The 22,974-nt window shown below is 45.4% G+C and carries 22 protein-coding genes; all 22 read right to left on the reverse strand.

Annotated features, from left to right (window positions below; all coding sequences use genetic code 11):
• Nucleotides 1-42: 42 nt before the first annotated feature.
• The 22 genes from flhB to Q1Q15_RS02895 all read right to left on the reverse strand — a co-directional run bounded on the left by flhB (nucleotide 43) and on the right by Q1Q15_RS02895 (nucleotide 22,885).
• Nucleotides 43-1,116 carry a flagellar biosynthesis protein FlhB gene (gene flhB, locus Q1Q15_RS02790; RefSeq protein ID WP_300456346.1) on the reverse strand — a complete coding sequence of 358 codons (1,074 nt, stop codon included), beginning with the start codon at nucleotides 1,114-1,116 and terminating at the stop codon, nucleotides 43-45.
• A 6-nt stretch (nucleotides 1,117-1,122) separates the two neighbouring features.
• Nucleotides 1,123-1,911, reverse strand: a complete 789-nt coding sequence (gene fliR, locus Q1Q15_RS02795; RefSeq protein WP_300456349.1) for a flagellar biosynthetic protein FliR — start codon at nucleotides 1,909-1,911, stop codon at nucleotides 1,123-1,125.
• Nucleotides 1,912-1,923: 12 nt separating this feature from the next.
• Nucleotides 1,924-2,193 carry a flagellar biosynthesis protein FliQ gene (gene fliQ / locus Q1Q15_RS02800; RefSeq protein WP_300456352.1) on the reverse strand — a complete coding sequence of 90 codons (270 nt, stop codon included), beginning with the start codon at nucleotides 2,191-2,193 and terminating at the stop codon, nucleotides 1,924-1,926.
• A gap of 2 nt (nucleotides 2,194-2,195) precedes the next feature.
• A complete protein-coding gene (gene fliP / locus Q1Q15_RS02805) occupies nucleotides 2,196-2,948 on the reverse strand; it encodes a flagellar type III secretion system pore protein FliP (protein WP_300456355.1) in 753 nt (250 codons plus the stop codon).
• Nucleotides 2,945-3,337: a flagellar biosynthetic protein FliO gene (gene fliO / locus Q1Q15_RS02810; RefSeq protein ID WP_300456358.1), complete on the reverse strand. Its 393-nt coding sequence runs from the start codon at nucleotides 3,335-3,337 to the stop codon at nucleotides 2,945-2,947. The genes fliP and fliO overlap by 4 nt, the downstream gene beginning before the upstream one ends.
• Nucleotides 3,334-3,654, reverse strand: coding sequence for a flagellar motor switch protein FliN (gene fliN / locus Q1Q15_RS02815; protein ID WP_300456361.1), 321 nt, complete (start codon nucleotides 3,652-3,654; stop codon nucleotides 3,334-3,336). The genes fliO and fliN overlap by 4 nt, the downstream gene beginning before the upstream one ends.
• A gap of 2 nt (nucleotides 3,655-3,656) precedes the next feature.
• Nucleotides 3,657-4,649, reverse strand: coding sequence for a flagellar motor switch protein FliM (gene fliM / locus Q1Q15_RS02820; protein ID WP_300456364.1), 993 nt, complete (start codon nucleotides 4,647-4,649; stop codon nucleotides 3,657-3,659).
• A gap of 7 nt (nucleotides 4,650-4,656) precedes the next feature.
• Nucleotides 4,657-5,115, reverse strand: coding sequence for a flagellar basal body-associated FliL family protein (locus Q1Q15_RS02825; protein WP_300456367.1), 459 nt, complete (start codon nucleotides 5,113-5,115; stop codon nucleotides 4,657-4,659).
• Nucleotides 5,116-5,502: 387 nt separating this feature from the next.
• Nucleotides 5,503-8,283, reverse strand: coding sequence for a flagellar hook-basal body complex protein (locus Q1Q15_RS02830; RefSeq protein WP_300456370.1), 2,781 nt, complete (start codon nucleotides 8,281-8,283; stop codon nucleotides 5,503-5,505).
• 63 nt (nucleotides 8,284-8,346) lie between these two features.
• Nucleotides 8,347-9,459 carry a FlgD immunoglobulin-like domain containing protein gene (locus Q1Q15_RS02835; RefSeq protein WP_300456372.1) on the reverse strand — a complete coding sequence of 371 codons (1,113 nt, stop codon included), beginning with the start codon at nucleotides 9,457-9,459 and terminating at the stop codon, nucleotides 8,347-8,349.
• A gap of 12 nt (nucleotides 9,460-9,471) precedes the next feature.
• On the reverse strand, nucleotides 9,472-11,061 hold the full coding sequence (locus tag Q1Q15_RS02840; RefSeq protein ID WP_300456375.1) for a flagellar hook-length control protein FliK: 1,590 nt from the start codon (nucleotides 11,059-11,061) through the stop codon (nucleotides 9,472-9,474).
• A gap of 232 nt (nucleotides 11,062-11,293) precedes the next feature.
• Nucleotides 11,294-11,929 carry a hypothetical protein gene (locus Q1Q15_RS02845; RefSeq protein WP_300456378.1) on the reverse strand — a complete coding sequence of 212 codons (636 nt, stop codon included), beginning with the start codon at nucleotides 11,927-11,929 and terminating at the stop codon, nucleotides 11,294-11,296.
• Nucleotides 11,919-12,374 (reverse strand): flagellar export protein FliJ, encoded by a 456-nt coding sequence (gene fliJ, locus Q1Q15_RS02850; RefSeq protein ID WP_300456381.1) that lies wholly within the window; start codon nucleotides 12,372-12,374, stop codon nucleotides 11,919-11,921. The genes Q1Q15_RS02845 and fliJ overlap by 11 nt, the downstream gene beginning before the upstream one ends.
• A gap of 3 nt (nucleotides 12,375-12,377) precedes the next feature.
• Nucleotides 12,378-13,712: a FliI/YscN family ATPase gene (locus tag Q1Q15_RS02855; RefSeq protein ID WP_300456384.1), complete on the reverse strand. Its 1,335-nt coding sequence runs from the start codon at nucleotides 13,710-13,712 to the stop codon at nucleotides 12,378-12,380.
• Entirely contained in the window at nucleotides 13,709-14,845 is a 1,137-nt protein-coding gene (locus Q1Q15_RS02860; protein WP_300456387.1) for a FliH/SctL family protein, read from the reverse strand. Before Q1Q15_RS02860 ends, Q1Q15_RS02855 begins: the two co-directional genes overlap by 4 nt.
• On the reverse strand, nucleotides 14,829-15,845 hold the full coding sequence (gene fliG, locus Q1Q15_RS02865) for a flagellar motor switch protein FliG (RefSeq protein WP_300456390.1): 1,017 nt from the start codon (nucleotides 15,843-15,845) through the stop codon (nucleotides 14,829-14,831). The genes Q1Q15_RS02860 and fliG overlap by 17 nt, the downstream gene beginning before the upstream one ends.
• The gene (fliF, locus tag Q1Q15_RS02870) at nucleotides 15,842-17,551 is read right to left on the reverse strand and encodes a flagellar basal-body MS-ring/collar protein FliF (protein ID WP_300456393.1); all 1,710 of its coding nucleotides are present in this window, start codon (nucleotides 17,549-17,551) and stop codon (nucleotides 15,842-15,844) included. The genes fliG and fliF overlap by 4 nt, the downstream gene beginning before the upstream one ends.
• 34 nt (nucleotides 17,552-17,585) lie before the next feature.
• The gene (gene fliE / locus Q1Q15_RS02875; RefSeq protein ID WP_300456396.1) at nucleotides 17,586-17,876 is read right to left on the reverse strand and encodes a flagellar hook-basal body complex protein FliE; all 291 of its coding nucleotides are present in this window, start codon (nucleotides 17,874-17,876) and stop codon (nucleotides 17,586-17,588) included.
• Nucleotides 17,877-17,891: 15 nt separating this feature from the next.
• The gene (flgC, locus tag Q1Q15_RS02880; RefSeq protein WP_300456399.1) at nucleotides 17,892-18,389 is read right to left on the reverse strand and encodes a flagellar basal body rod protein FlgC; all 498 of its coding nucleotides are present in this window, start codon (nucleotides 18,387-18,389) and stop codon (nucleotides 17,892-17,894) included.
• Between the two features lie 3 nt (nucleotides 18,390-18,392).
• Nucleotides 18,393-18,800, reverse strand: coding sequence for a flagellar basal body rod protein FlgB (gene flgB / locus Q1Q15_RS02885; protein ID WP_300456402.1), 408 nt, complete (start codon nucleotides 18,798-18,800; stop codon nucleotides 18,393-18,395).
• 98 nt (nucleotides 18,801-18,898) lie between these two features.
• Nucleotides 18,899-20,257, reverse strand: a complete 1,359-nt coding sequence (locus tag Q1Q15_RS02890) for a sigma-54 dependent transcriptional regulator (protein WP_300456405.1) — start codon at nucleotides 20,255-20,257, stop codon at nucleotides 18,899-18,901.
• Nucleotides 20,258-20,281: 24 nt separating this feature from the next.
• Nucleotides 20,282-22,885 (reverse strand): tetratricopeptide repeat protein, encoded by a 2,604-nt coding sequence (locus Q1Q15_RS02895; RefSeq protein ID WP_300456408.1) that lies wholly within the window; start codon nucleotides 22,883-22,885, stop codon nucleotides 20,282-20,284.
• Nucleotides 22,886-22,974 lie beyond the last annotated feature (89 nt).

Consider the following 22,974-nt stretch of genomic DNA (forward strand, 5'->3'; position numbering starts at 1 on the left):
GATAAAAACTTTGACACAAAGCGCCAAATTATTGTCATGTTCTTATCTTGTTCTTCCCTTTAATTTGTACACATATGCCAGCACTTCCGCAACGGCCTGGAACAACTCCATGGGCACTTCCTGGCCGATATCCACACTACCATACAAATTTCGGGCCAAGGGTTTATCTTCAACCAGGGGAACATCATTTTCCCTTGCAATTTTTCTGATATTTTCTGCAACCCGCCCGGCTCCCTTGGCAAGTACCTGGGGGGCTTCCATCTTGCTGCCATCATATTTTATCGCAATGGCCAGGCGGGTCGGATTGGTGACCACCACATCTGCATCCGGAACATCCGCCATCATTCTCTTCCTGGCTGCATCATGCTGGAGCTGCCGGATCCTTGATTTCACCTGGGGATCACCATCGGTCTGTTTGGCTTCATCTTTAACTTCTTTTTTGGTCATTTTCTGATCTTCCAGAAATTTCCATTTCTGATAGGCATAATCCAGCATGGCCACAACAATCATGATCAGGCAGACCTTAATAAAGATCCAGAACGCCACTTTTAAGATAAACAAAAGAAGTTGGCCGATACCATAATCATACAACACGGATATCTCAGTCAGTTCCCCTTTGATTGAATAATACGCCACCATTGTAATCACACTGATTTTTATTATGGATTTAACAAATTCCACAACTGCCCGGGATGAAAATTTCTGTTTAAATCCATTAATCGGGTCAAGCCTGGAAAATTTGGGTTCAAGGGCTTTCCATGATATGGCAAATCCGACCTGGGCAACATTTGCTAGCAATGCCATCACCATCATTGCCAGCATGGCAGGAATACAGATAAATATTATTTTCTCGGTATCAAACGCCAGCAATCTGACCGCTTCAAGAGGGGTTAACAATGGAATTTTTTCAAAATTAAAATGGAAATAAAGCACGGCCAGCAGATTATTATACATATACGCGGCAGTGGCTGATAACGCAATAACACCGGCAAGAAGGACAAATACGGAAGAAATTTCCGTACTTTTAGCCACCTGCCCCTCTTCTCTTGCCTTGGAAAGTTTCTTGGACGACGCATCTTCTGTTTTCTCTCCGCCACTTTCAGCATCTTCGGCCATAGCCCCTTATCCCCCACCTGCAAAGAAAAGCAACTGCATCAATAACCCTTTAAAATCAGTCACATAATTTTTAGTCAGAATGGCAATGATCTGGAGTGTCAAACCAAAAAGAACCAGTCCGGCCACTATCTTTAACGGGAAGGCCACAATCATCACATTCATCTGGGGTGAGAATTTCGCCATCAACCCAAATCCGACACTGACAAATGCCAATGAGGCAATCACTGGTGCACCGATTTTCAGGGCCAGGAAAAAGATCTGAGCCCCCAGATCGATATATTTTGCCATCAGGGCGTCATGCAGCATAAAAAACCCGATGGGGACCAGTTTAAAACTTTCAATCACTGCCAGAAACATAATATGATGACCATTTACGGAAAGAAAAACCAACAGGCAGACCCAGTACCCCAGCTGATCCATAATGGACACGTTTGATCCGGTTTGGGGGTCCAGAACATTGATCATGGAAAATCCCATTTGAAATCCAATGATCTGTCCTGCCAACTGCACCGCGCCAAAAAACATTCGCAGACACAGCCCCATTGTCATCCCGACCAGGCCTTCAGCAAGAATCAACAGTCCGGTTGCCGCAGCACTCATGGGAAACCGCCCCACATCCACGGCTACCACGGAATAAAACAGCAGGGAGACCACCATGGCAAACCCCATTTTAAGGGTATTGGGAAAAACATTTGAAGAAAAAACAGGAAACATGAAAAAAAGGATACTGACCCGTAACAAAACCAGCAGATACGTTCTGAACTCCATGGGATCGATGACATTGAGGATATCCATGGGCGATGCGGGTTACCGGATATACATGGGAATATTTTCAAATATACGGGTGGTAAAAATGGTGATTTTCTCCAGCATCCAGGGCGCTGCAAATAAAAGCCCTAAAAAAACGGCAATAATTTTGGGGACAAAGGTCAGGGTCATTTCCTGAATCTGGGTGACCGCTTGAAAGATACTGACCATGAGTCCGACGATGAGGCCGAGACCCAGCATGGGCATGGAAAGATATATGGTCAGCGTAATGGCCTGGGTGGCAAATTCAACAATAAATTCAGGTGTCATGATTACACTCCAAAACTTTTTAACAGGGAACTGGATATCAAATGCCATCCATCTACCAGGACAAACAGCATGAGTTTAAACGGCAATGAAATCATGACCGGGGGAAGCATCATCATGCCCATGGCCAGAAGGACCGAAGCCACCACCATGTCAATCACAAGAAACGGGATGTACAGAACAAATCCAATGATAAACGCCGTCTTCAGCTCACTGATCACATAGGCCGGGATCAGAACCAATAAGGACACATCCTCCCGGGTTTCAGGCTTTTTCATATCCGCCCCGCGCACAAAAAGAGCAATATCACTTTCCCTTGTATTGAGCAGCAGGAATTTTCGAATCGGCACTTGGGCCGATTCAAATGCTTCGTCATAACTTATCTGCCGTTCCAGATAAGGATTTAAGGACTGCTGATAAATATCCTGGGCCACGGGTTTGATGATAAAAAAAGTCATGAACAATGCCAGTCCCACGATCACCTGGTTGGGGGGGCTTGACTGTGTGCCAATGGCCTGGCGCAAAAAATGAAACACAACGATCAGCCGGGTAAAAGGGGTCATTAAAATTAAAATGGCCGGGGCCAGGGCCAAAACCGTCAGCAGGGCAATAATTTCCAGGACTACGGCAACCTCTTCAGGTGTTTTAGCGGTATCAAGATTCAATTGCAGAGAAGGAATGGGAAACGTCACAGCATGGGCGGCCCCGCTTGCCCATAATACCAGAAAAAAAATCAGGCAAATTCTTCGAATATTCATTCGCCTTCCTTTTTTTCCAGCACACCGGATGCCTTATGGTGAAATGAATGGCCTAATTTTTGAGTTAAAAAATCCGAAAATTTAAACCCGGATTCAGCCACATCGCTTGGCAGGTCCATCTCCCGGTCAAAGGAGGATAGTTTAGAAATCGCTGCCGGGGTAACACCGACCAGAAGAATGTCTCCCAGAACATCCAGCAGCACCAGTTTTTCTTTGGGAGAAAGGTGATGCACCGCAAGGACTTTAATAAATTGCTTTCCCCCTTTTGTCCCTTTTGATGTGGCCATTTTCTTCATCAGGTAAACGGCAATCAGCGCCACCGCCAGAACCAGAAACAGCATGGAAAACGTTCTGGCAAAGGCCACCCATATCTCGGAAGAGGTATTCATGCTTCTGATGCCAGGGACTTGACCCTGTCAACGGGCGTGATAACATCTGTAAGCCTCACACCGAATTTTTCATTCACCACCACCACCTCTCCCCGGGCAATCAATTTCTTATTGATATAAACTTCCAGTGGCTCCCCTGCGAGTTTGTTTAACTCGATAATGGACCCCTGCCCCAGTTGCAATAGATCGTTCACCAGCATTTTTGTCTTGCCAAGTTCAACAGAAAGCTCCAAAGGGATATCAAGAATAAAATCCAGTTCCCTTTCTCCGCGTTCAATTGTCTCTTCACTGCCTGTGGTCTCTGTTTCTTCTGTCATGTTTATCTCTCAAAATCTGTTGATATTATATCTTTCACCTTAAACGCCTGAAGCCCTCGTTGAACCCCCGCATATCCCGTGAGTTTTTTTAACCCGTCCACATAACAGACGAGTGGTTCATCAGCATCATTATCCAGCTGAATGACATCGCCCTTTTGCAAATAGATCAACCGTTCCCCCGTAATTTCAGTTTTGCCCAATTGAATCCTGAGATCAATCTGAGATTCCAGGATAACTTCCCGGATCATTCGGCGCCAGTTTGTATCAATTTCTTCAACTTCAGCCTGAACCCCTGAGGACAATTTGTTTCGAATGGGTTCAATCATGGAATACGGATAACAGACAATAAGGTTACCTGCGGACTGTTCAAGCTCAATCTCGAACCGGGTAACCAGCACAAAATCCGTGGGCAAAGCAATGGCGGCAAACTGGGGATTCATTTCCGACCGGATCAGGGAGGTTTTGATGGGCTCAATGGGCGCCCAGGACGATTCAATATTTTTAAGGACTGCCACAACCGACTTTTTAATCATCACTTCTTCGATGGAGGTAAATTCCCGTCCCTCTACCCGGGCTTTGCCAAGGGCTTCACCACCGAAAAACGTATCGATCAGATTGTAAACAAGCTGACTTTCAAACACAATCAGCCCATGTCCCCTTAAGGGCTCCATCCGGAAAACATGCAAACTTGTGGGGACCGGCAAACTCCTTACAAATTCAGAAAATTTCAATGTATCAAACGGACTGGCACTGACATCGACGTTGGTTTGAAGCAACGAAGAAAATGTAGCCCGAACTTCCCTGGAAAGTCTTTCGTTTATAACATCAAAGGTGGGCATTCTTGCCCGGACAACCTTATCCTGACTGGTAAAATCATAGGTAACAACCCCCTCAACCAATGGTGGCGAGGCAACATCTGTTTCGGTTTCCACATCACCTGAATCCAGCCCGTCTAATAGACTGTCAACCTCTTCCTGGGATAATATTTCACTCATAAGTTCATCACTGCATTATAAAGAATGTAAAATAAATATTTCTAACCGTGGCCTTGGGAAAAAGCGAATTAATCCGTTTGAGTACCATATACTTGAACATGATTTTTCCTTCCGGGGTTCTCAACGAAAGCCAGGTCATCTGTTGTACCTGCCCTGAAATAATTTCCCTGATCCGGTCCGCCATTGCATTCACCGGCTCCTTGAACCGGATGTCGATTAATTCCAGGGACAGGTTCATGCTGACCCGGCTCATTGTTGAACCGGGCCTGAGGGGGAGATGATCAAACGGGTCAAGATCAATCACATCTTCAAATACACTCTCCGCTTCATGGGTCAATATGGCTTGAGGATTTCCCGGGTTGGAAAGGATCTCATTAACTTTTGGCACCCCTTGGGCCATGTCGTTAAAAAAGACGTGCCAGGTTCCACTGGTAAGACCGATCAACAGGACCAGGGATGCTGCCATGATCATTACTTTGGGAGATTTGAATCTCTTTTTTAGATTTATTTTTATGGTAAAGAGTCCCTTGTCTGTTGAGGGTTTTTTAATGATTCAACATGTTTGATACCTTGAAAAGCAATCCTTGTGCCAAGCGTGTTCTGTTTTCATATTTCCCCGTATTTCTGTGACCACAGACACCTTAACCACAAGGATAAATAAATCGTTTCCAATTTGCAAAGTATTTTATTTTTTCAAGGGGGCTTAAAAAGAGTGGGGGGCTTTAGATGTAATAACAGGGTCAAACAAAAAAAACCGTCAAGTGACAGGCCAAACCGTCATAAATATGACAACGGGAACAAAGCGTGCACCGCTTTGTTCCCGTTGAAAGACAACTGCTGGTGAATCCCGTGGTTACCGTTTCATTTGAATGACCGTCTGCATCATTGCATCAACGGTTGTAATGGTTTTTGAGTTGGCCTCAAATCCTCTCTGGTTGGTGATAAGCGAAACAAACTCTTCGGAAATATCCACATTTGAGAGTTCAAGGGAGTTGGGTGCAATGGTGCCCAACCCATTTTCACCGGGTATGTTTGTGATGGCATTGCCACTGTCCCGGGTTTCACTGAACAGGTTGCCCCCTTGATTGGACAGGCCATAATTATTTAAAAATTTGGCAAGGCCCACACGAAACAGCGGAATCAACTCTCCATTGGAATAAATACCGGTGAGGATGCCGTCAGATGCGACGTCTACACTCTGGAGATCGCTGGCTGAATACCCGTCAGAATCTTGAAATACGGTTGATGAAGACTTTGAGTACTGTGTTGTTGACAATGAATTATTTACAAAATTAGTTCCCTTATAAGCGGCTCCCAGATCAAGGGCGATTTTATTTTCAGTGGTGCCGAATTCCCCCTCCAGAAAATCAGTTGTAAAGCTGAAATATCCGGTCTTTTCGATATCACTGGTAGAAATCTCAGTCCATGCAGTAGAGCCGACGATATCAAAATCGATTTTACTTCTATCGTTATACGGATGAGTGTTGCTGCCAAATCTCAGGGAATCCTCAAATACAAATCGAATATCTTCATTGTCTGCCTCATTCCCCGATCCGTCAAGATCAATGATCACTTCATCTTGATCGCCCCTTAATGTGGCATTCCCATACCCTGTGGGCGGCACATCCGGGTTCACACTAAAAACGAATTTAGACCCCCCATTCAACGTGCCCCCGGCTGCCGGATCGAAGGTGATATCCCTGGTATTATCTCCATCAAAATCAAGAGCAAATCCATTCGTGGGGATCGTGCCGGATGTGATAAGTGTTGCATCCGCATACTCCCGGGGCGGTGTTGGATCCATTGCAAAGGAAAGGGATTGTCCGGCATCACTTGTCAAGGCGGACCCAAAGGTATATCGTGCGGTTGTGGCAGCGGTGATATCGTTAAAAAAAATGTCAAACGCCACGCCCATGGAATTGCTGTTTGCCGTATCAATGGTCAGGGTTGCATTGCCGATGGTATCCGTGTACAGCCCTGATGGCAGCGTCCATTCGGTTCCCGTCCAAACCAATGTCGGTGAGAGGGTTGTGGCCATAGCCCCCTCGGCTCCCGGATTTGTAATCTTCAGAGACGGGTCATTTGATGGCACAAAGTTATAGGTACTGATAAAATCTTCTTCTTTTATGGCATCATTCCAATCCCAGGCAGACGTCCCATCAAACCGCAGTTGTATGTCCGTTGCCACCATGATCAGGTCTTCAGCATTGTTAATAACCGTTGTGGCCGCTGGGGTAACCGATGTTCCATCCAGTGTTATGCCGGATACCAGCGTACCAGCGGCCTCTGCAATTGTTGGATTGCTCCAGGACCACTTTCCCGTCCCACCGGCATTGGGATTCCATACCATGGCCAAATCGTTGGCATCATGGGTTATCACACTGGGGTCATTAATTTCCAGGGTTGTATTATCATTTGCCGTATCCCCATAATATTGAGTTCCGGAAATATTCTGTACATGAAGATTATTTTTTCCATTAATATCAAACCCAAACACATCTGTTACCACAGGCGGCTGATCAAGTTTTATTTTAATATCCGGATCTATCTGAGTAGGAACTTCCTGGTTCATCACTATATGAATTTCCTGGTTATCGGAATACACAATGGTGGCATTGGCATAATTTTCCGGTTTTTCACCGGCATCGATGATACCATCCTGATTGACATCCACAAAATCCCATGACGACCCATCAAACACAAACTCAAACCCATATCCATCCAGCGGCATTTCGTCATGGTTAACAATCTGGTAATGAATATTTTCCGTTGTATTCAGCCCATTGGCTTGGAAATTCCCAAGCCGTCCGGTGAATTCACTCATTGTTAAGTTAAGGATATCTCCGCTGCTCTGGTTGAAGGTGATGGTTCCCCTTGCTAACAACCCCTTACTGTCCGTCCCCTGGACAGAATTTCGGTTATCCTCTTCAGGATTACAGGTGACCGTATATTCCCACTCGGTTCCTGACTTTTTATCATAAAACAAGGTAATATCATGGGCACTTCCCAAGGCATCATACACTTTTGTAACGGTCTGATACTCATAATTATTTGCCTCCATATAGGTCTCAGCACTGCTGTCCCAATTGTTGGACAGCACCACTGCATTTCTTTCCGTATCCGCATCCAGATTGGTTATCACCGTCATACTGGAACTTTTTTTAGGCGGACTGGTAAAGGCATTTAACACAAGGTCTTTTATGGCGCCCATATCCTCCGACGTTTCTTCATCCAGATCCCACCCCTGGACAATGTATCCTTCTGGATTGACCAATTGTCCTGTCTTATCAAAAAAGAAATTACCTGCCCGGGAATACAGCTTATTTTCAGAATTTGACTGACGCATGATGAAGAAGCCATCTCCACCAATGGAGAGGTCCGTGGTGTTACCGGTGGACTCGAACGATCCCTGCCCAAAATTCTGGGTCACGTCGCCGATGGACATGCCCCGTCCCACCTGTCCCGTACCCGCCTGGGTCGCCAGACTCTCATACAGGGTATCGGCAAAAATGGACCTTCCTTTTTTAAACCCAACGGTATTTAAATTGGAAATATTATTACCCACCACCTGTAATGCGTTTCCCATATTTTTCAAACCGCTGGTACCGGTAAAAAGTGAACTTGATAAAGACATAATCTCTCTCCTATTTATTTAAACTCAACAGAGTTGATCCGTATGCGAATTGATGCTGAACGGTTAATTAATTCCAATAACCGACGATGGGGCAACCAGTCTTCCGGTATCCTTCAATACAAGATATTGCGACCCATTCATGACTTTAATGCCTGAAACTTCTTCAGATACGGGTGTTCGTACAAATCCGGAGTCTGCTTTTACCGTATAATAATATACCCCGTCGGACGTCTTATATCCGGAATCGCTGCCCCCATCCCACGGAACCATATTTTCTCCTTCAACCGTATCATTGGCAGCCAATGATATGGTCTTGACCTTTTCATTAAAGGCATCATACACGGTCAGGGTGATATCCGCCTGATCCTCCAGGTTGAAGGTTAATGCTGTTCCCGAAACACCGCCCTCTTCAACCAGGACAATGGGGGAAGTGGAACTGACGGTTTTGCCCAGATAGCTTAAAGCAGAATCCACTGACCCGGATCCAATGCCCACCCCGGTATCAACCACAGCAGTCAATGCGTCGGGGTCAAGCAGAACCCCCTGGACAAACAGGTAAGGTTTTCCATCCGTATAGGTAATCCCGTCGACTGTTCCGGTGACCGTTGACGGCACGTTAACATACCCATGGCCGGTGTTGGCCATGACACTATAGGTGTAGGATCCGTCCGTAACCGCTTCACCGGCAGTATTCGTGCCATCCCATGAAATCATGTGCGAACCGGCATTCTGCTGCCCGTCATAGAGGGTTTTGATGGTATGCCCATCCGTATCTGTGACGGCAATCATGACATCTGCCGGTTGGGAAAGTGTATAAAACCCGCTGGACACCGTTCCTTCATCCACCGTCATGGTATCAACTTTGCCCGTAACCTGTTTCCCAATATAGTTCAAAAAGTCCCCTTCCGTCGGCTGGTTCGAAGATGTGGCAACCGTTTCCAGGGTGTCATTCAGGTTAATCAATTGTTCAAGTTGAGAAAACTGGGCCAGCTGGGCTGAAAAATCCGATCCTTCCATTGGATTTAAGGGATCCTGATTCTGAAGCTGGGCCACCAGCATGGTTAGAAAACTATCCATTCCAAGGACGTCATCTTTTTGGGCTTTTTCCTGCTCAGTGGATTGATAGGCATTGGAAATGGTATCCAGCGAACTATTTCCCGAGGATATGATGGACATGGTTATCTCCTTTCATGCGACACAATGAAGTGCGCCATCCTGGCTGAAGGCATCAAGAAGGCCGGCGGGCCCATTCACGCCTTCACCATTCACAGCGTCAAACGCTATTTTTTTTTTGTTTCGATACCGCCTGCCGGAATTTCCGGCCTGATTCCCGGCATCTGCCATGGATTGCCTGAAATCACTGTTCATATCAACATCAAACCGTTCAAGAGTCACACCGGAAGTTGTAAGGACAGTCCGAAGTTCATTTACATTTGATGTTAAAAGGTCCTTTGCTACCGGATTTTCCGTCATGATATTGACCTTCAGGCTGTTTCCGGTGTTGTCGATGGTCATCACAAGCCGTCCCAGTTCCCGGGGCTTTAATTGAATCCTTAAGGTACTCTCACCCTGATTGAGTGCCCTGACAAGGCTTTTCCCCACCTGGTGAGTCACATAGGTCGGCAAATTTTTAAAAGATGATGTTGATTTTTCTTTACCAGAAGGGGAAGCCGCTGGTTTTGTCTCCACCGGTGACATCTGGCTGTGATCAGAAAATGGTTTGCCGGCAGGTTTGATTTGCCTGACCATGTCGTTGGTTTCACTTTTCTTTCCATCCAGCAGGCTTTCCATTTCTTTGACCCTGAATTTTAGACTTGTATCTGCTGTTTTGTTCTCTATTTTCAATCCTTTAAATAGAGCATTCACAAGGTCCAGGGATTTTTCATTGGCAATGGGCTTTTGATCGTTATGATTTTTCCCTTCAGCCATCGGTTGCTGCTGGGATATCTTTTCTCGCAGGTTTTCCAGAGAACGAACGACGTCATCAAGTGTGAGGGGGGATATCCCGGATCCACCCTGTTCTATACCCAGTTGCCTGGCCACCAGCCTGAACGTATCATCCCCTTCCGGGGTTTGATACTGATGCTGGGTATAAAACGACTGTTTCTGAAGGGATTGAAGATGTTTGATAACGCTATCAAGGCTGATGCCGTTATGCCCTTTGTCTGCTTCAACCAGGATCTCCTGAATTCTTTCCCGGGGGATGCCCAGTGAACTGAGGATGGATTCTATAAATGGAATGGCAGAGGATTCCAGATAATTTTCCTGCCCGGTCCCGGAAGGGGACAATTCTTCAAGGGAAAGCTCAAACAGCTTATCAAAAAGCACATCCAACGTCAGGTCCCCGGCTGCCAATTCCCCGGAAATGTCGGTGATGAGGTCATTGATATCCGTCTGGGCAAACCCGGCTTTCAGCAACAATTTTTTCAGTGTATCAAGCCCCTGGGCATCTATTGAAATATTGCTTAAATTTCCACCAGAGGCCGTTAATAAAATGTTTTTCAATGCAGACACAAACCCAACCCCTTTTTCCCGGCTCAATTCTTCTGACAGTCGATTGCTCTGTTTATCATATGCATCTGTGGCCGGATTAAGCGGGGGACAAAACCGCGATTCTTCTCCCAGCGCCTCAGCTTTCTCAAGCATTTCGATGAACCGTTCATCCCCCATCTGCTTTCGCGAATCCGCACCCTGACGATCTAACAGGATTCCCCTGGAATCATCCGGTTGAACCCTGCTTAGAAGCGAACAACCAACGTCTGCGACCGTAAAATTCATACTCCCCCCTATCCATAATTTTCTTTGTGGCCAAATAGAAAAGCAATGATCATGCCATGGACTTGATAGCAAAGGATTCGGATTTGATTTCAATTGGTTATGTTTTTTTAAAATAAAAGCTTCTGGTTATTTGATGGGCTTTTGGAAGTTATTTCCCAACGAATCAATCCGCATGGGAAAATTTTACCATATCATGGGAAAAGGAAAAAATCGGGGGAGGGGCAGATGCGCATTATTTTTTTTTGAAGGCAAGGCGTTCACTTATTTTAGCTGCTCTTTCACTGTCCACAAAGGCCAAAATCTGGGCGGCGGATGCCTCCCGCATTCTTAAAAAAATTTCCTGGGCGACCTCAATGTTCATTTTGTCAACAATCTGGGCGGCATTTTTAGGTTTCATACCGGCATACATTTTGACAAGTCTACCGATCTTGGCCTCATATGCCGCTTCTTTTTCCTGCTCTTTCAGGGTTTTCGTTTTCGTAAGAGCTGCCAGGTCCGATTCAATTTGCTGTTTTAAGTTTTTCAGACGTTCAAGTTTTTCATCAATCTGTTCTTCATATATTTCAAGTTCTTTTTTTTCCTGTAATTGAATTTTTTGCTGTTTTTCGATCATGATGCGTTTGTCTTCAAGGCCCCGCAAAACCACCTTGGCAGGGTCAGGACACTCCGGACATTCAGGGCATGGCTGTTCCCCAGTCGATCCGTCCCCGTTTGGAGCCGGTTCATTTCCCTGGGGGTTATCTTCCTCTGCAAAGGCCGTGCTACCACTGATCACCCGGGCCGCATCGGTTGGATAAAAAATACTGAAACACGCCGCCCCCAGCAGGCAGGCAGCCAAAACCACAAGGGTCTTTTTGTCATATTTCATCGGATCGAGTCCTTGCTGTTTTTATGAATGAAATTTCATCTAATTCTTTTTGTTCTATTTTCATAACATCCTGAGTGTATTCAGTTTTCAATCGTTCACGGTAAAGCTCCATTACCTTTTTATCCACACTTTTTTTCTTTAATTCCAATAATTTTTCTTTGAGGCCTTTGTCTAATTCAATTTTTCTTGATGTTTCCTCTTTTATCCTGCTTTCAACCATATCCAGATAATAATGGTGCTGCCTGAATTCAGACGCACCCACCCCTTTTGTCACCAGGGCATCAATCTTTTTTGCTTTTTGATCATAGGTCTGTTTTAAATGGGTGATTTGCTCCTCACACGCTTTAACCGCCATGTTTGCCCGGGCTGTATTCTGCTGGGCAATCCGTTCCAGATATTCTCTGTAATTCAGCAGCGGCTGCAGTTTAAATTCAAATCGCTTCATTGATTATGCTTTTTTTATGCCCAGGGCTTTTTTTAACCCGCTGATACTGGACGACATATCGACTTTTCGCACCATGTCCTGCCGTAAAAATTGAATGACCCCCGGCATCAAGTGCTTGGCTTCATCAACATCCGGGTCTGACCCGTCTATATACGCCCCGATGGTAATCATATCTTCCGCATTTCTATAGGCGGACAAGATGCTCACCGCTTTATCCCTTAACACCACATGCTCTTTGTGACTGACATCCCGCATCACTCTTGAGACACTGGCCAAAACATCAATGGCCGGATAATGACCCCTGTTAGCCAGGTCCCTTGACAGAACAATATGCCCGTCAACAATGGATCGAACCGTATCCCCCACCGGATCATTTAAATCATCTCCCTCCACCAGAACCGTATATATCCCTGTAATGGATCCCCCGTTTTCCATATTCCCGGCGCGTTCAAGGAGAATGGGAATCTGCACGAAAAATGACGGGGTATACCCCCTGGATGTGGGCGGCTCGCCTGCTGCAAGCCCTACATCCCTCGAAGACATGGCAAACCGGGTGATGGAGTCCACCATCAATAAGACATTTTTCCCCTGGTCCCTGAAATATTCAGCAATGGTCGTGGCCAGATACGCCCCTCTCATCCTCACCAGCGGGGGAGAATCTGACGTTGCCGCAACCACCACCGCTCTTTTTAATCCTTCTTCTCCCAGGGTATCCTTGACAAAATCCTTTACCTCACGGCCCCTTTCTCCGATCAAACCAATGACGACCACGTCCGCACTGGTATGTTTGGTCATCATTCCCATTAAAACACTTTTACCCACCCCTGAACCGGCCATGATGGCAACCCGCTGACCTTTGCCCAGGGTTATCATACTGTTGATGGCTGCCACCCCCACATCCAGCGGTTCTTTAATCTGTTCTCTTTCCAGGGGACTGATGGGTTTTCCATACAGATTATACGCCTGGGTGTGTTCGATCCGGCCCTTGCCGTCTATGGGGGTTCCCATGCCATCAACCACTCTTCCCAGCAAAAGGTCTGAAACCCCCACCGTCTGAGATGCTGCAACGGGAATGACCCTGCTGCCCAGACGGATACCACGGATATCACCATAGGGCATAAACAGGGCTTTTTCCTTTTTAAATCCCACAACTTCAGCTGTTATTTCCTGACCATAATCATTGACGATACGGCAGAGACCGCCAATGCCCAGTCCTAAACTATCCCCTTCCGCAATCAGGCCGACAACCTGGGAAATCCGTCCTGTGGGCTGCATCGGGACACATTGATCCACTGCCCCAGCATATTTATCAAAATCAATATGTAAACGGTCTTTCATCCTGCAGTGCCTGCGGCTTTAATGGCTTCGAAGATGACGTCAAGCCTGGATTCGACATCTGCTGAAACACAAGCCGTATTGGTCTCAATTTTACAGCCGCCCTTTTTAACGGAAGAATCTGATTTTATGGTCACTTTGTTTAAAGAATCAATTTGTTCAAAAAAATCATCCTTTATCATTTCAATATATTCATAATCATCTAAAGACACGCTTAAAACCACTTCCTCCGGTTGAACAAGCATTTTTAACGCTTCCAGGATCATGGGCCTGACAATTTCATTATCAATGTCCACCTGGGCCATGATAACTTTTCTGGTAATCTGTTGAATCAAAGAAATAATCCGTTTTTCATATTTTTCAACCAGTAGATCCAACGTCTGATCGACGGCCTTTAAAGATGCTTCAAGGGGTTCAAAAATAGTGTCAACCCTTTCCCGGCTTTTCTCCGTCTCTTTGGCGACTCCCTCGTCAAACCCCTGCTTAAGACCCTGCTCAAGACCCTGCTGATGACCTTTCTCACGCCCCTGCCGGTCCCCCCGTTCAAAACCGGTGATCTCTCCGGTCTTGAATCCTTCATCGTAGCCCTTCTTTTGTCCCTGGGCCATCCCCGTTTCAAGGCCTTGTTCAACCCCCTCCAGATACCCTTTTTCTTCAGATATTTCCCCAGACGTTAACGGTGGTGGGGGATCAAATGGTGGCAGACTTTCCATGTCCTGCAATTCTTTGCCCACCGCATTTTCTTGAGAAGGCAGGACTTTTTCTTGGGCAGGAGGCTTTTCCGGGTCGTGCAGTCCTTTGCTCCCGTCTTTTTTTTCAGAAGGCACCACTTTTTCATTAGAGCGCGATTTTCCCGAATTTTTCAGCGCTTTGTTTACCTCCTTTTTTTTAGAAGGCATCACCTTTTCTTTATTTATGGCGTTGAAACCGGTTTTTCCATTTTCTCGTTCAGCATCATGACGGATGTCGAATTCAGTGAATGCTTCTTTCTCAAACCGGGGTTTTTCATACAACAGCTGAAACCGATCAAAATCCGGCTTAGATGTATCGGTTTTATTGGAATGTTCTTCACCAAAATTCTGTAAAGAGGTCAACACCAGCGGCTGAAACTGATCCGTATCAGACAAGGACATCATCTTTTCCTTTGCCAAGGGTTACCGTTCCGTCTGCTTCAAGCTCCTTTGCTGCACGCACAACCGCCTGTTGTGCTTCCTCGACTTCTGCCAGGCGGACAGGCCCCATGGCATCAAGATCATCTTTAAGCATTTCACCGGCTCTCTTGGAAAGATTGGAAAAAATCTTTTCTTTCATTTCATCTGTTGCAGTCTTGAGGGCATAGGTCAACTGACGTCCCTCGATCTTTTTGAGAATTTCTCTCATTGCCATATCATCAATCCCGGCCAGATCTTCAAACACAAACATTAACTTCCGAATATCATTGGCCATTTCAGGGTTGCCCTCTTCGACAAATTCCATGACGGAATCTTCTGTTGTCTTGTCCACCCCATTGATAATATCCACGAGCACCTTCAATCCGCCCGCTTTTCCCCCCGGTCCCACAGCACCGCTGAGTTCAAGTCTCAAGGCCTTGTCAACTTCCCTGACAACATCTTCGGAAATCTGGCCTAATTTTACAATTCTCATGGCAATCTCCCCTTTTAACTCATCAGGGAGGGTCATCAATATTTCGGATGATATTTCAGGGGGCATATGGGCAAGGATCATGGCAATGGTTTGGGGATGCTCGCCCACCACGTAGCCGGCCAGGGTGCCCACATTCACATTCCGACTCCACACAAAGGGTCTGTCCCGTTTTTTCCGCTCAAGGTTCTCAAGAATGGCTATGGCTTTATTCTCTTTTAATGTCCGGTTAACCACATTTTTAACAAATGAATCACTCTCAATGATCATTTTTGACTCCCCTTCAAAGTGTCCCACAAATTCCAGGGAAATCGATTTTAATATTTCCGGGGTAATCTGATCAATCAAAGACATTTCAAATGCCAGGTCACCAATTTCCTGTTCATTCATTTTTTCAAACACCCGTGTGGTATATTCCTCTCCCATGGCCATCAGGAAAATCGCGGCTTTCCGGGGACCGGAGATGCGCGCAAGCGCTGCACCATCAGCCATCATTCTTCCTCCTCTTCTTCGCTTATCCAGTTTTTAAGGATATTGACTGTCCTGTAAATATCTTTTTGGGCATAATATTTTGCTTTTTCATTCACTGGCAGGTTCTTCAGATAAGATACCCGCTCAGGGGCACTCATGTTCATTACAAAAGTTTCTTTTTGTTCTTCCGTCATCAAGGACAGGTATTCTTTTTGCTGTTTTTCATCCATTTCAATGAATGCGAGCTCTTTTTCCTCTTCTTCAAGCAAAGCCATTTCTTCAGGTCCGGGTAAGGCCTCCTGCTCAACCGTTGTCTTGATTTCTTTCACGGTTTTAATGATGGGCCGGATGATAAAAAAGAACAATAACAATACCAGAAGCAGGTTCGCGATGGTTCTGCCATACTCTTTCTGAACCTTTTTCCATCCTGCGACAACCGGCTGTGACTGGATGTCCGCAATAGAGGCAAACGGGAAACACTCCATGGACACCTGATCATTTCTTTCTTCATTATACCCCATGGACTTGATAACGATATTTTCAAATTGTTTCATTTCTTCCATTGACCTTGGTACATACACTTTTTGTTGATTACCCGTTTCATCGGTCTTGATTTCATATTTCCCGTCAATGACCGCAGCAACCGAAAGACGGGTTAAAACCGCCATGGGCTTTCTGGTCTCCCGAATCCGTTTGCTGATTTCATAATTAAAGGTATCATCCCTTTTATCGGTCAATTCATTGTTCTGTCGACCGGAGAGGCCTTCTTCTCCCATAATGGGATTCACACTGGATGGTGTCGGGATTTCCTCGGCAGTGGCTGTGAGTTTTTCTGCCCGATTTTTCCGGCTCCGGATAAACTCTCCTCCCCGTTCAAACGGATCATAAATTTCCTCATTCATATCGTTTTTCGAAAAATCCATTTCAGATGTCACCCGGACAATGGCCTTATCCTTTCCAACAATTCTCTCCAGCATGGTCTGGATTCTTTGGGTAAGATTTTTTTCAAACCGGACTTTATGCTGATATTGTACATCCGCCAGGTTCTGGGCCTGTATCTTGGCATCTTCTTCTTCGGATTTCCCCTCAAACAGAATTCTACCGGCCGTATCAACGATGGTCACCAGTTCCGGAAGTAAATCCTGAATGGAACTGGCCACCAAATGGGCAATGGCCGTGACTTTATCGCGTTCAAGATCCGAATTTAACTCCAGCAAAATAGAGGCAGACGGTTTTTTCACTTCTTCCACAAACACAGAATCTTTGGGCAGTACAATCATTACACGGGCCGTTTTCACTTCATCAAAGGCAGAGATGGTTCTTGCCAGCTCTCCTTGAAGGGCCCTTTTTTTATTAATCTTCTGCACAAACTCGGTGGTGCCGAATTCTGTCTTATCAAAGATTTCAAATCCGACATGTCCCCCTTTGGGGATTCCCTCTTTTGCCATTGAAAGCCTGACATCATAAACAATGGCCTCGGGAACCAAAATGGTGGTACCATCCCCGGTCAATTGATAGGACGTATTAGACTCCTTGAGTTTGTCAACCACCATTGCGGCATCTTCTTTTGAAAGCCCGCTGTAGGCTGCCTTGAACTGGGTCTTGTTGGTCCAGATAAACAGGGTGGTAAAGCCGGCAACCATGACCATTGCGAAAAGACCCAGGCCAATTTTTCTGGAAAGCGGCACGGATTTAAATGTGGTAATTATTCTGTCGAAGACGGGATTCATAACCTTATATCACTCCATTTGACCCTTACAAAAATCATACCTGCATGCGCATGATTTCATTATATGCAGCCATGACCTTATTTCTGACCTGGGCTAGAATTTTTAAAGATGTCTCAGCCTTTCCAATGGTCATCATCCCCTCATGAATCCCCATTTCCCCCTTGATCACATGTTCAATGGCATCATCTGCCACCTGCTGTTTTGTATTCACATCTTTGATAGCCGCTTCCATACGCATGGCAAACTCAGGGGTACGCCTGCTGATTCTATCGGGCAGCGGCTCAGTATGTAAAGAAATTTTATGGATAGCCTTTATCCCATTCATGATGATCTCCTTGTATTATTTACCGATTTCAAGTGCTTTCATCACCATATCCTTTGTGGCGGAAAGGGCTGTGGCACTCGCCTCATAACTCCGTTTGGCCACCAGCATGTCGGCAATCTCCGTCAAGTGATCCACATTGGGCATTCGCACATAACCCGTATCCGGATCCGCATCCGGGTGCGCCGGATTATGAACCAGCCTGAAATTTTCCTGGGAGTTTACAATCTGGTCAACACTTACACCCGTAGCGGTATTCTGTTTTTTTCCAGCATCAAATTCAATGGGAGAAAACCGTATTCCTGACGACTGTGTTTTTAATTGCTGTGTCTCCATCACGCTTTTAAACGAATCAATATCCTGGCCTTTAAACACAACCATTTTTCTTCTATAGGGGCCCCCCTCTCTGGTTCTTGTGGTATCCACATTGGCAAGATTTTCTGCAATGACATTCATCTTGGTTCGGTGGGCCGAAAGAGCGGTGCCGCTTATTTTTGATGCCGTTAAAAGATCCATCCCTTATTTCCCTCCCTCATCAATGGAATAATGCAAGATTTTCATTTTTCTCAATAACAATTCTGTTGTTGTCCGATATTTTAAATTATTTTCCATAAGGTTCATCATCTCCGTATCAATATTCACGGAATCCAGGTGATAGATATCCACATCTTCACTAGGGTTACCGCGCATGGCAACGTCATCTCCATCCTCTGTTGACAAATGCCCGGGGTGAGTCTTGTCCAGACCATCAGGCTCGGTTTCCCCCATTGCCCGATCAAGCGTTCTGTTAAAATCAAGGTCTGACGGTTTATACCCGATGGTATCCATATTCGCAATATTGCCGGCAATCAGGGTATGACGTCTGGCAGAAACATTGAGTGCTGTTTCAATCACCTTTGCTGTGTGGCCAAAAATTCTCGAGCTCACCGCTTTTCCTCTCTATATGCGTTAAAAACAAACTCCGATACCAAAACTATTCTCTGATTCTCTGATTTCTTAATGCAAGTTATATACCTAAACTCGAATCAATTGTTCTCTTTATACTCGTTGAGTTTATTTCGAAGGGTTCGGACACTGATGCCCAGAATTTTTGCAGCATGGGTTCGGTTACCCTCGGTTTGATCAAGGGTTTTAAAAATCATTTTCTGTTCCATTTCTTTTAATGAATTGGGTTCAGATGCAACGGCCTGATCCCCTTCCGGCTCTGGCAGATCGTTGGTGGATGCCCCCTCAATCATCAGGTCTTTCGCCTCGATCCGGTCAGAATCGGCAAGAAGAACGGCTCTGTGAATTATATTTTCAAGTTCCCGCACATTCCCCGGGAACGGATGGCAATTCAGAAGGGAAACAGCCTGTTTTGTCATTCCTTTGACATGGCGGCCGTCAATTTTACAATATCTTTGAATAAAAAAATCACACAATACGTCAATATCTTTCCTGCGATCTCTCAACGGTGGAATCACCAGGGGAATGGTATTGAGTCTGTAAAACAGATCTTCTCTAAAATCACCGCTTTCTACGGCTTGCCGTGCATCCCGATTGGTTGTGGCAATGACCCGAACATTCACATCAACCGGTTCTGTCCCGCCCACCCGGTCCACCACCCGTTCCTGGAGAACCCTTAAGAGCTTTGATTGAAGATGAAATTGCATTTCAGTAATTTCATCCAGAAACAATGTCCCGTTGTGAGCCAGTTCAAATTTCCCTATTTTTCTGGATATAGCACCGGTGAAAGACCCTTTTTCATGGCCGAACAGCTCACTTTCCAAAAGATTTTCCGGCAGGGCAGCACAGTTCACAGCGACAAACGGCTTATCACATCTGTCGCTCTTTTCATGGATATACTTTGCAAACAGCTCCTTTCCCGTCCCGCTTTCACCCTGGATGAAGACAGAAGCACTTGATCTGGCAACCCTTGAAGCCAGCGTAAGCAGCATTTGGATGCCGTTGTCCCGGGTAATAATTTTGACCCGTTTCCGATGTGAAGAAGAGATGTGTTTGGGGGGGGACGTCTGCCTCACTGCTGCCAGGGCTCGTCTGGCACTCAGCTCAAGCTGTTCCATTTCAACCGGCTTGACCAGATAATCCAGGGCACCCAGTTTCATCAGATGTACCGCATGCTCAACAACAGGGTCTGTGGCAAGCAACAGGGTCTGGCAGGAAAGATTGGCTTTAACGACTTTTTTCAAAAAGTCAGTGGCGGAAAATCCAGGAGTGGCCACATCGGCAATGACCATGTCAAATTTTTTTTCGATAAGATGTGATAGGGCATTGGATCCGTCCGGAATCGCATCCACCAAAAAACCAAGATTCTCAAAAAACCGGACATATGCCATTCTCTCCTTGTGATTTTCAAGTATAATAAAAATTCTATGTCCCGGCATATTTTTTTTTACGTCCCCGACCGCTTAAGAGTTTTCAACCATCTCCGCCAATTCAAGCGTATTCAGCCGCTGCTGGGCAAGCCGTGCCCATACGGAATCGTATGATGTGACCACCTGCTTGAAGGCTTTTTTAGCCGCCGAAATACTATTTCCCTTTTGATAGGCATCCCCCATTAAGAACCCAAGCGTTGCCTTTTCCCGATCATTCGTTGAAAAGCTTAATGCTTTTAGATAGGCGTCTGCGGATTTGATATATTTTTTAAGCGATATATAGGTTCGTCCCAATTCTTTATAAGCGCTGGTTAACACCTCATAATTTTCACCCGATGCCAGGGCAATCTCTTTTATGGCTCGCTCACGAAGATCAGAAGCGGTTACCATATCCCCCTTTTCTTCATAAACGGCTGAATTCAAAGTTAAAATATTCCCTTTTTCAAGGGGGCGATTTGAAATTCCGTATGCGGCATTAAATTTTTCAGAAGATAAGGCATATTTTTTTTTTTCAAAATAGATTCCCCCTGACCGACAAAGCGCTTCCACCTGACGGGCATCTTTCGGGAACCGTTTTGAAACGGCATCAAACAATTTAAGGGCATCATCATCCCTTCCGGACTCATCCATGGCAATTCCCAGTCCCAGCAGCAGTTCCATTGATCTTAAAGATTTTTTAGATTGTTTATATGCCGTCATCAAATGGTTAAATGATTCTTCATACAAGTTTGCCTTAAGATAGGCAAGCCCGACACTTAACGCAATCTTCCCGCTTCCCATCCTGTCAATTTTTTCGTGTTCAAGTTCATACAGGTTTAACACCTGTGTATAATCATCTGACTTTAACTGTTGCTCAAACAGGGCTTCATAGGCTCTTTGCATGAGCTTCACCGCTTCATACTGTAATCCTCTGGGATGGGTTGATAACAATGACTCTATTTCTTTAATGCAGTTATGGTATTCACCCTTTGCCTGATAAATCTCTGCCAGACGCATCATGGCGATTCTGGCAAATTTATTTTCAGGAAAGTCTGTTTTAATCATCTGGTAAATATCAATTTTTTCCTGATCTTTTTTCAAATATCGGGCAATCCCCATGGAACTGGCAATATAGCCTTCGGAACCAGGGAATTTTTCCCTGACCAGCTCATAAATTTTCATGGCCTTTTCATTATTATTTTCCAACCCATAGGTGTCACCGATTTTACTTAAAATAACATCCCGATTCTTAATTTGGGGAAACAAATTCAATGCCCGGGTCAGGGTTTGTCGTGCCGCCTTGCTCTGCCCCACCTCGAAATTGGCATTTCCGATCTTCAGTAATAATTCATGGGAGGCGTACACTTTTTTGGGGTGTGATACCACAATCGAATTCAGGATTGTTAATGCATCAAGATATTGCTGGTTGTCAAACAAAACTCGCCCATATCCGATGCCGGCATCCGGGATATAAGCGTTCTGGTTCGGATCTTCGAAAACCTGTCGATAATACCGCAGTGCTTTATTCGGATATCCTTTCTGGTAATATATATCCGCCAGATGGTACAGAATCTCGACACGTCCTGGATAGGCCGGATAGTCTTGTTTAACAATATTAAAATACCCCTCGGCAGCCGATATATTATTCATTTTTTTTTGAATCAATCCAATGGCGGAATATCCATAGGGGCGCAATGATGATTCAGGAAAGGATACCAAGGCATCTTGAAACAATCTTTCCGCCTTGATCAACAGGGCAAAATCATTCGCTTTCACCGTGTTATAAAATGCATACGCCTTTAAAAAAGAAACCGGCTCAAGGCACAGGACATTCTCCTGGGAAGCATATTGCTCCAGCCCCTCAAACGCCGCCTTGTATGCTGCTTTTTTCAACAGCAGAATCGCATGGACAACCGCTGGTGACTCACATTGAAACCCATCAATACTCCGGATAAGGTCACTGATGTCCCCTTTGTATTCACTTTGCACTCTTTTGACCGGTACATAAACAGCCAATGGTGATACGTTGACGGATTTCCGGGGGGCTCGATTATGGGGGGGCGTTGAAATTTTTCCGGATGGTTCCTGGGGTATTGCCGTTGGTGAAGATGTCTGAGGATCTTTATCTTTTTTTTCCGGTGGAGCGGAAACCGTTTCCGGAATTGTTTTCTTTTTCGGCTCAGGCAGTGTTTTTTTTACAACATTCCCGGGGGGTGCGTTGATCTTATGTTGAAGGTGCTGTGCTGTTTCAAGGGTAATCGTAAAACTTGAATCTGATGGATTGAATTCGGATTGGATGTTCCCATACGGACGACGACTGGTTAACATCACCGCCAGCACATTGCCCTGCAGATCTTCCAGGGCAACGGTCTGGATTGATGACCCTGCCTTCCCTGTTATCTTAAACCCTTTGTCTAGTTTGACATTTTTCAACGCCACCAGAAGTTCTCTTTTTTCAACCTGAATGACTTTAACCGGGACCTTTTGGCTCAAAAAAAATGTCACAACCAGCGGATCATGCTGGATGTGTATTTTCGCCATCACTGCCTGCTTTGCCACAGCCATATGCGGAACAAAACACAACACAAGGATCAACAGGATCAGGACGGTCCATATGCTGAACGCGTTTGTCACTTTATGGGTTGATTTGCTCATCATCGTTACTTTGCCTTATGGATGTATATCATTTCAAGACAGAGTTAAGCAAGGAGTATGCCATGCTTCGATCCGTTTTCCCCTCTTAACCG

The organism is Desulfobacula sp. (assembly GCF_030145145.1).
Classification (GTDB): domain Bacteria; phylum Desulfobacterota; class Desulfobacteria; order Desulfobacterales; family Desulfobacteraceae; genus Desulfobacula.

Coding starts and splice junctions, on each gene's coding strand:
- fliP (WP_300456355.1), bottom strand. CDS start 2,948: ATGAATATTCGAAGAATTTGCCTGATTTTTTTTCTGGTATTATGGGCA.
- fliM (WP_300456364.1), bottom strand. CDS start 4,649: ATGAGTGAAATATTATCCCAGGAAGAGGTTGACAGTCTATTAGACGGG.
- fliJ (WP_300456381.1), bottom strand. CDS start 12,374: ATGAAGCGATTTGAATTTAAACTGCAGCCGCTGCTGAATTACAGAGAA.
- Q1Q15_RS02830 (WP_300456370.1), bottom strand. CDS start 8,283: ATGTCTTTATCAAGTTCACTTTTTACCGGTACCAGCGGTTTGAAAAAT.
- Q1Q15_RS02855 (WP_300456384.1), bottom strand. CDS start 13,712: ATGAAAGACCGTTTACATATTGATTTTGATAAATATGCTGGGGCAGTG.
- fliR (WP_300456349.1), bottom strand. CDS start 1,911: ATGGATATCCTCAATGTCATCGATCCCATGGAGTTCAGAACGTATCTG.
- fliG (WP_300456390.1), bottom strand. CDS start 15,845: ATGATGGCTGATGGTGCAGCGCTTGCGCGCATCTCCGGTCCCCGGAAA.
- flhB (WP_300456346.1), bottom strand. CDS start 1,116: ATGGCCGAAGATGCTGAAAGTGGCGGAGAGAAAACAGAAGATGCGTCG.
- Q1Q15_RS02835 (WP_300456372.1), bottom strand. CDS start 9,459: ATGTCCATCATATCCTCGGGAAATAGTTCGCTGGATACCATTTCCAAT.
- fliE (WP_300456396.1), bottom strand. CDS start 17,876: ATGAATGGGATAAAGGCTATCCATAAAATTTCTTTACATACTGAGCCG.
- fliO (WP_300456358.1), bottom strand. CDS start 3,337: ATGAATACCTCTTCCGAGATATGGGTGGCCTTTGCCAGAACGTTTTCC.
- fliF (WP_300456393.1), bottom strand. CDS start 17,551: ATGAATCCCGTCTTCGACAGAATAATTACCACATTTAAATCCGTGCCG.
- Q1Q15_RS02895 (WP_300456408.1), bottom strand. CDS start 22,885: ATGATGAGCAAATCAACCCATAAAGTGACAAACGCGTTCAGCATATGG.
- flgC (WP_300456399.1), bottom strand. CDS start 18,389: ATGGATCTTTTAACGGCATCAAAAATAAGCGGCACCGCTCTTTCGGCC.
- Q1Q15_RS02890 (WP_300456405.1), bottom strand. CDS start 20,257: ATGCCGGGACATAGAATTTTTATTATACTTGAAAATCACAAGGAGAGA.
- Q1Q15_RS02825 (WP_300456367.1), bottom strand. CDS start 5,115: ATGGCAGCATCCCTGGTCCTGTTGATCGGTCTTACCAGTGGAACCTGG.
- Q1Q15_RS02845 (WP_300456378.1), bottom strand. CDS start 11,929: ATGAAATATGACAAAAAGACCCTTGTGGTTTTGGCTGCCTGCCTGCTG.
- Q1Q15_RS02860 (WP_300456387.1), bottom strand. CDS start 14,845: ATGATGTCCTTGTCTGATACGGATCAGTTTCAGCCGCTGGTGTTGACC.
- fliQ (WP_300456352.1), bottom strand. CDS start 2,193: ATGACACCTGAATTTATTGTTGAATTTGCCACCCAGGCCATTACGCTG.
- Q1Q15_RS02840 (WP_300456375.1), bottom strand. CDS start 11,061: ATGAATTTTACGGTCGCAGACGTTGGTTGTTCGCTTCTAAGCAGGGTT.
- fliN (WP_300456361.1), bottom strand. CDS start 3,654: ATGACAGAAGAAACAGAGACCACAGGCAGTGAAGAGACAATTGAACGC.